The organism is Thiohalocapsa sp., assembly GCF_022340605.1.
GTDB lineage: Bacteria > Pseudomonadota > Gammaproteobacteria > Chromatiales > Chromatiaceae > Thiohalocapsa.
Genome location: NZ_JAJDNQ010000160.1, coordinates 1 through 6,547, shown reverse-complemented (window position 1 = coordinate 6,547; position 6,547 = coordinate 1). Strand labels below are relative to the sequence as shown.

7 protein-coding genes are annotated in these 6,547 nt (G+C 68.1%); 4 read left to right on the top strand and 3 right to left on the bottom strand.

The window, feature by feature from the left end:
- Both LJE69_RS19795 and LJE69_RS19790 read left to right on the top strand, forming a co-directional pair.
- Positions 1-951: alpha/beta fold hydrolase (locus LJE69_RS19795; RefSeq protein ID WP_296927789.1), on the top strand; the 951-nt coding region annotated here is incomplete at its 5' end.
- 142 nt (positions 952-1,093) lie between these two features.
- Positions 1,094-2,257: an AI-2E family transporter gene (locus tag LJE69_RS19790; protein ID WP_296927788.1), complete on the top strand. Its 1,164-nt coding sequence runs from the start codon at positions 1,094-1,096 to the stop codon at positions 2,255-2,257.
- Between the two features lie 74 nt (positions 2,258-2,331).
- Here LJE69_RS19790 and LJE69_RS19785 read toward each other — a convergent pair whose 3' ends face one another.
- Positions 2,332-3,534 (bottom strand): alpha/beta fold hydrolase, encoded by a 1,203-nt coding sequence (locus tag LJE69_RS19785; protein WP_296927787.1) that lies wholly within the window; start codon positions 3,532-3,534, stop codon positions 2,332-2,334.
- A 237-nt stretch (positions 3,535-3,771) separates the two neighbouring features.
- Here LJE69_RS19785 and LJE69_RS19780 point away from each other — a divergent pair, with 237 nt between their 5' ends.
- Entirely contained in the window at positions 3,772-4,047 is a 276-nt protein-coding gene (locus tag LJE69_RS19780; RefSeq protein ID WP_296927786.1) for a hypothetical protein, read from the top strand.
- Positions 4,048-4,259: 212 nt separating this feature from the next.
- On the opposite strand, the gene LJE69_RS19775 is transcribed toward LJE69_RS19780, so the two are convergent.
- A complete protein-coding gene (locus LJE69_RS19775) occupies positions 4,260-5,318 on the bottom strand; it encodes a DUF481 domain-containing protein (RefSeq protein WP_296927785.1) in 1,059 nt (352 codons plus the stop codon).
- Between the two features lie 327 nt (positions 5,319-5,645).
- Between LJE69_RS19775 and LJE69_RS19770 the strand changes: the two genes are divergently transcribed.
- Positions 5,646-5,996 (top strand): hypothetical protein, encoded by a 351-nt coding sequence (locus LJE69_RS19770; protein WP_296927784.1) that lies wholly within the window; start codon positions 5,646-5,648, stop codon positions 5,994-5,996.
- Positions 5,997-6,112: 116 nt separating this feature from the next.
- Here LJE69_RS19770 and LJE69_RS19765 read toward each other — a convergent pair.
- The coding region (locus LJE69_RS19765; RefSeq protein WP_296927783.1) for a hypothetical protein at positions 6,113-6,547 on the bottom strand (435 nt) is incomplete at its 5' end.

Sequence of the window (6,547 nt, the reverse complement as noted above, 5' to 3'; positions counted from 1 at the left end):
GCGGCCATCGCCAACCTGCTGTGGCCGGGGCACTTCCGGGGCGAGCCGCGCATCGTGTTCCTGGAGCCCTTCCAGCCGGACAAGACGCCGCTGGTGCTGGTGCACGGCCTGCTGTCCACGCCCGCCGTCTGGAAGCCGCTGGTGACCCAGCTCCTGGCCGATCCGCGCATCCGGGACTGCTGCCAGATCTGGTTCTTCTACTACCCCTCCGGCCAGCCGGTGCCGCTGTCCGCGCTGCAACTGCGCGAGGCGCTGGACGCCGCCGTCGCCCACACCGGGCTGCGGCTGCCCATGATCCTCATCGGCCACAGCATGGGCGGCATCCTGTCCCGTGCGCAGGTCTCGCGCATGACCCCGGCGCAGGCGGAAGCGATCCTGCCTGGCGTCTCCGAGCTGCCCGAGTACAGCCGCGTGCGCCGGGCGCTGATCTTCGAGCCGCGCACCGATGTCGCCCGCGTCATCTTCCTGTTCACGCCCCACCGCGGCAGCCGCCTTGCCGCCAATAGCGCGGGCGCGCTCGCCATTCGGCTCATCCGCCTGCCGGACACTCTACTCACCGAGATGGAGCACGCGATGATCCACCTCGCCGGCGGCGAGACCCAGCGGCTGCCCACCAGCATCCATGGCCTGTCGCCGCGCTCCCCCTTCTTGCGCGCGCTGAACGCCGCCACGCCAACGGTGCCCGTGCACAGCATCATCGGCAATCGCGGCCGCGGTAACGGCCGCACGGGCTCCGACAGCGTGGTGTCGGTATGGAGCGCACGGGTCGCGAGCGCCGAGTCCGAGCTGGTGGTGCCCACCGGCCACGGTGGCTTCGACAACCCGGCCGCCGTCGCCGAGATCAAGCGCATCATCCTGTTGACCATCGCGCAGGAGCGCGGTGTCGACAGTGCGGACGATACCCATGGAGGCCATGGCGTCCTTGGAGCAGCGGCAAGCCAAAGCCCCTGAGCGGACAACCCCCTAGTGCACGGCCTTGGAATTGTCGATACCGTTTGCTGTCTGGCGCGAGCGAGTGTCGCCCTGGAGGGCGACAGTCCGGCCATCGCGACCCGCACTAGCACGTTACGCCATTTCCATCGAGGGACAACGCATGTCGATCCAGATGCAATTCACCCCACCGGCACGGGGGCTCATCATTGCCGGCGCCGCCGCCTTGGTCATCGCACTCATGAAGGCAGCAGCACCGATCCTGGCGCCGCTGCTGCTGGCGGCCTTCATCGCTATCGTCGCCACTCCGATGCTGCGTTGGATGCGTCGAAAAGGCGTGCCGAAGTGGGGCGCACTGGCGGTGGTCGTTTTCATCCTGCTGGACGTCGGCAGCCTGTTGGCGCTGCTCACCACCGGTGCCCTGGAGGGCTTTCGCGACAGCTTTCCCACCTATCAGGAGCGCTTCATGCTGCTGAGCCAGCAGGTTGGCGGCCTGCTGGAGGCAGCCGGCGTCGGCCACTCCCAGGAAGCCATTCCCGACCTGCTGAACCCTAAGCAGGTCATGGCCGTGGTGCGGCTCATGTTGTCGAACGCGAGCGGCGTGCTCGCCACCGGATTGCTGGTGCTGCTCGCCGTGATCTTCATTCTGCTGGAGGCCCCGAGTCTGCGCACCAAGCTGCACGTGGCATTCAATCTGTCGCCCGACGCTGAGGCACGCATCAGCAAGCTGTTCTCCCGCATGAACCGTTATATGCAGATCAAGACGCTCACCAGCGCCGCCACCGGACTCTGCATCTGGCTGCTGCTCTGGTTGCTCGGCATCGACTTCGCGCCGCTGTGGGGCGTGATCGCCTTTCTGCTCAACTTCGTGCCGGTGGTCGGCAATATCGTCATGATGATCCCGGGCGTGCTGATGGCGCTGGTGCAGACCGACGTCCTCACGGCCCTGCTCGTGGCCGCGGGCTATCTCGTCGTCAACACCGTCATCGGCAACGTCATCGAGCCCCGCATCATGGGCCGCGGGCTGGGCATCTCGACCCTCGCCGTGTTTATCGCGCTGCTGTTCTGGGGCTGGCTGTTCGGTCTGGTGGGCATGTTCCTGGCCGTGCCACTCACCGCGACGCTGATCGCGGCACTGGATGCGAGCACCCACACCCGCGCGCTGGCGGTCATGCTAGGCCCTGAGGTCAAGGCCATCCCGGCATCGGAAGACACGCCCCCGGGCCCGGCGACAAGCCCAACCACGGCCCCCGTTTCGGCCATGAACCCGACCGATCAGGCTACCCCGCCCGACCAGGACGGCGACAAGCCGGCGCAGGGCGGATGAGCACGAAGCCGCCGGCGCCGCTGCCCGGCGAGCGGCACGGGCGCCCGGCGCCGCCACCCGGCGGCCGCCGGCGCTCACCGCCCGCGGGTCAGCACGAAATAGCGCCGGTGCTCCGGGGTCTCCAAGAAGTACAGCCGCCGGTTGCTGGGCAACCCGGTGCCAGTCAACCGCAGGAACAGATCGTCGAAGAACTCCGGCGTCTCCAGGCCGAAATTGTGGAAGTTGCGCGTGCGGTTCACCGGTGTTACGTCCACCAGCGTGAGGCGCTGGTCCGCCGGCTGCATCAGCGCCGCGAAGCTGGCGGCGACGGCCGCCTGATCCGGGTCTCTCGGGTTCAGCGTGCTCTCCCCGAGGCGCCGGCCGCGGTTGACCAGCCGACTCACCAGCAACGCCCGGTCGTTGGCGGACACGTAGATGGTCAGGTTGTCCGCGAGCGCCTCGATCTCGGTGCGAAAGCGCGTGTCGAACTCGCGCCGGCCCACATCCGGCGCGGTCAGAATGACGTTCTCGATCTCGGTCTGGTGGTCGGCGAAGTCCGGCTCCGCGGCCAGGTGATGGCAGGCATCCACCACCACTTGGCCACCCAGGCTGTTGGCGATGATCCAAAGCCGCCGCGGCCCGGCCTGATGCACCACTTGCGATAGCACCGCCGCGAGCTCTGCGCCCGAGGCGGTCGCCACCCGCCGCGCCCGCCGATAGCCGGTCAGCGACGCCCCCTGATCCCCCGGCCAGTCGAACAACAGCACCGGCGTGTCGATGTCGAGCACGTGGGCGAGGAACGCGGTCTTGCGCAAGGCGGACGGAAAGGTCTCGCGGTAGCCGTGCACCACCACCAGCAGCGACTGGTACGCGGACGCCAGCACCTGCTCGCGCAGCTCGCCGCTGAAGCCGGGGAGCAACAGCGGTCGCACGGCTTTGAGGCGGATCTCCTCGTTGATGAGCCAGTCGCTCGGGTTCAGCAGCATGCCCAGGCCGAGGGTCGGCTCCACGGCGATGTCGAAGCTGCCGAGCTCCAGCGCGTCATGGCGCTGCGACGAGAAGCGCGCATCCGACCCAGCGCCTGCCGCCGACGGGCGCGGCACCCGATTGGTGGCGTAGAACAGCCGCAGTGTCTCCGAGCCTGGGAGCCGAGGCGCCTGCATGCGGCTCAGGCTCAGTGCCTCAGCGTGCTCCAGCAGCGTGCGCGTGCCGACGAAGTACAGGTAAGCGCCGGAGCCGAGCAACACCGCGCCGGCAAGCGCGAGCAGAATGACAACGCGGAGCGTGGTTCGCTTCATGAAAGCCAGCGGAGCAGACCCGATGCCCAATCATAACGCGGTGGATCGCGCACACGCCCAAGCCTGCATGGCCAGCGGCGGCCCTGGGCGGCCAGACGCAATGGGAGGCTCGCCGTCATGCTGAAGCACAAACGCTCCGGGACACCAGAACCGGCCGCCCGGGGTTATCGACGGCCCGCCGCGAAGCGCGCCGTGCGCTGACCCTGGCTCACGCCCGCGACGCTGGGATGCTGGGCGGTGGCCGCCGGCATCCTGCTGTTCAGCATCAAGCCCCTCGCGGCGGGCGGCGACACCGGCGCACAAGACGCGCCGCAGACCACCGCGTCGGCCGGCGTCGTCAATGCCGAGCACAACGGCGAGCCGGAGCTCCCTTTCGATCCGTCCCAAGTGGGGCCCCCGGGGCTGCCGCTCCCACTGCCCTCGGGAGAAGACTTCGAGCGTGCACCGGCGCTCATCGCCGCGCGTCTCGACGCACGCTGGAGTCAGTCGCACGCGCAACTGCGCAGCTTCTGAAGAGGAACTGCGAAACACGCGAAAAGCGCGAAAGGATCGTAGGTCGGGTTAGCGATAGCGTAACCCGACAATCCACGACTCACCGTCGCCCAGCGTCCGGTTACGCTGCGCCAACGGACCTACACCGACTACTTTCACAGTCTCGAAGCGCACCCGCCACTGCGCCTGGGGGCCAGATCCAGCACGCCGCCACCGGCCGCTGCCATTCGTGGTCACCATTCGTAGCCCAGCTTGACCCGCAGCGCGGTGTCCGTGGTCTTGGCGGCGACGGCGGGGTCGCTGTCGTAGTCATACTCGAATTCGATGCTGCCCACGAAGCCCTTGGTCAGCGGCACCGACATGCCGGTCCACGCTTGCCACAGACGCTTGTTCGCGGTATCCGCCGCCACATAGCCGAACTCGCGGTGGTAGAGGCGCAATTGCTCATGCCAGACGCTTTGGTCGTAATTCAGGAACCAGGCCGGACCCCAAGAGGAGCGAGCCGGCTGATCGTAAAAATCCTCGTGCAGCCGCACGGGCCCCGCCTCGAGGCTCAGCGTCAACGCATCGCCCTCCGCCACCGGATACCCGAGCATCGGCCCAACGATGCTGCGCAAACGCAGGTCCGCAAAGCGATCGTGGCGCAGGCCGAGCACGGCGGCGGCGTACCAGCTCGAGGGGAAGTGCCGGCTGTAGCCGCTGTAGCTGGACCACTTGTCCACGGATCTGACGCCCCCGGTGGTATCGACCGCCAGCTCGCCGTGGCTGTCGATGCGATTCCAGCCATGGCGCAATTCGACCCTGTAGTCCAGGTTCAGGTCGTTCTGCTGCGAGTTGCCCTTATCGCTGGTGAGGGCGAGATTGATCCGGCCGCTCAGATCGGTGCCCGCGGTATAGGGGGAAGCGGGGGCGGACAGGTCCGCCAGCGCCATGGGCGAGTTGTTCGTGATCCCCGCGGCGCCGGCATCCGGCGCGGGCGTTGTGTCGCTCTGCGCCCCGGCATGCGCTGTTTGCGGCCCAGCCGACGCCGGGGCCGACTCCGGCGCCGGGGCAACCGCGCCGTAGCGCAGCGTGCCGATCTTGGCCCGCTGGACGAGGATGACGCCGGCGTAGTCGGTTTGCAGCGTCACGCCCCCGTCGTCGGCCGCAAGGACGTGGCCGCTGAGCCGGTCCCCATTGGTCATGATTAGCTCATCGGCGAGCACCGGCTGCGCGCAGAGCAGTGCGATTGCCAACAGACATCGGGTGCGCAAACGGCCCTTGCCGCGGCCTGCGCTCGGGTGATAGGACATCGATTGTTGGGGTCTGGGTACTGCGGCGCGATTCGTCGGCCGCCCCGACAGCACCGACATGGGGCCGACGGCAAAGCGCCGTCGGAGAATTCGCGCGCACCGATGGCGGCACGCATCGCTGTGCGCCCAATTCTCCCCCCCCGCCCGGTCGAAAGAAACCCAACCCGACCCGCGCGACATCTGACGTCAGCGGCTGCTCCGCGCCCTGCCCCTGGAGACTGGGCAAGAATCCGCCGTAGGGCGGACCTTGTTCAGAGATTGGGCGAAGCGCATCCGCCGTCCGTACGCACGTAAGCGATTGATCTCTTGTCCACCGAGTGCGGCGCAATGACCCCGTTTGACCGCCGCCGGTGCATTTTTGCCCGGTCTGCCTGGCGTCGGCATGCGCTGTTCCCCTGTTCCGCCCTGCGCACCATCGTGGAGGTCGACAACTGCGGCGCCGACGCCTACCCGGACGCCATCGGCTTCGTCCGCGTCGAGCACAGAACCGGCGGCACCAGGCCCGGCAGCAGCGGGTCCGGGCTCTTCAACGCGGCAGGGGAACTCGTCGGCACGGACCTGGGCGGCCCCGATGCGGGTGCGTCCGCGTACTACGGGCGCAGCGACCGGCCGTATCGTGCTGGGCTCGCGCGGGGGTTGGCGGTTGGGCGGCTCCGCGGGTTGCAGGCGGCGCGGTGAGGTGTCGATAAGCGCTGACTGGCAATGTCGGCGTGACCGAGCCACCGAACGCTGTCTGCTCCTGGGGACTGGCTGCTTCGCCTCGAAGCGGACGCTGGCGCAACAAGCTGGCAGTGTCAGCTTCCGACCCGAAGCGGACGTAGCCGGCATGCCAGGGATGCCTCGCAATATGCGCGGTCCGGTGCTGCGAAGATGTTGTGGCTCAGAACCTCAGCCGCTCCGTTCCGTGTCTCGGAATCGCCGTTTATCGACGTTTCCGCCAAGGCCCGCGCGGCCTCGTCAGATAGCGCGGCCAGCGTAGCTTGCCGAGCGCCCGCCTCCCTGGCTTTCGCAACACCGGAAGCGAGCATCCGCTCGAGGATCGGCCAAACCTGCTCGAGCTCGGTGCGAGCCGTGTAGTGAAGAAATTCTTCGACCGGATGCGCGCCCAGCAAGTCGTCTTCCGCATCGCAAAGCCGCAGGAAAAGAGCTATGGCCGTCGCGCGGTCGTATCGCAGCGCCTGCGCGCAGGCCAGGGCGACACAGGTACGCACCGCAATCGACGGGTCCGC

What these genes read in the sequence shown, in the direction of transcription:
- LJE69_RS19790 (WP_296927788.1), top strand. Translation starts at nt 1,094, where the DNA reads ATGTCGATCCAGATGCAATTCACCCCACCGGCACGGGGGCTCATCATT.
- LJE69_RS19785 (WP_296927787.1), bottom strand. Translation starts at nt 3,534, where the DNA reads ATGAAGCGAACCACGCTCCGCGTTGTCATTCTGCTCGCGCTTGCCGGC.
- LJE69_RS19775 (WP_296927785.1), bottom strand. Translation starts at nt 5,318, where the DNA reads ATGTCCTATCACCCGAGCGCAGGCCGCGGCAAGGGCCGTTTGCGCACC.
- LJE69_RS19770 (WP_296927784.1), top strand. Translation starts at nt 5,646, where the DNA reads ATGACCCCGTTTGACCGCCGCCGGTGCATTTTTGCCCGGTCTGCCTGG.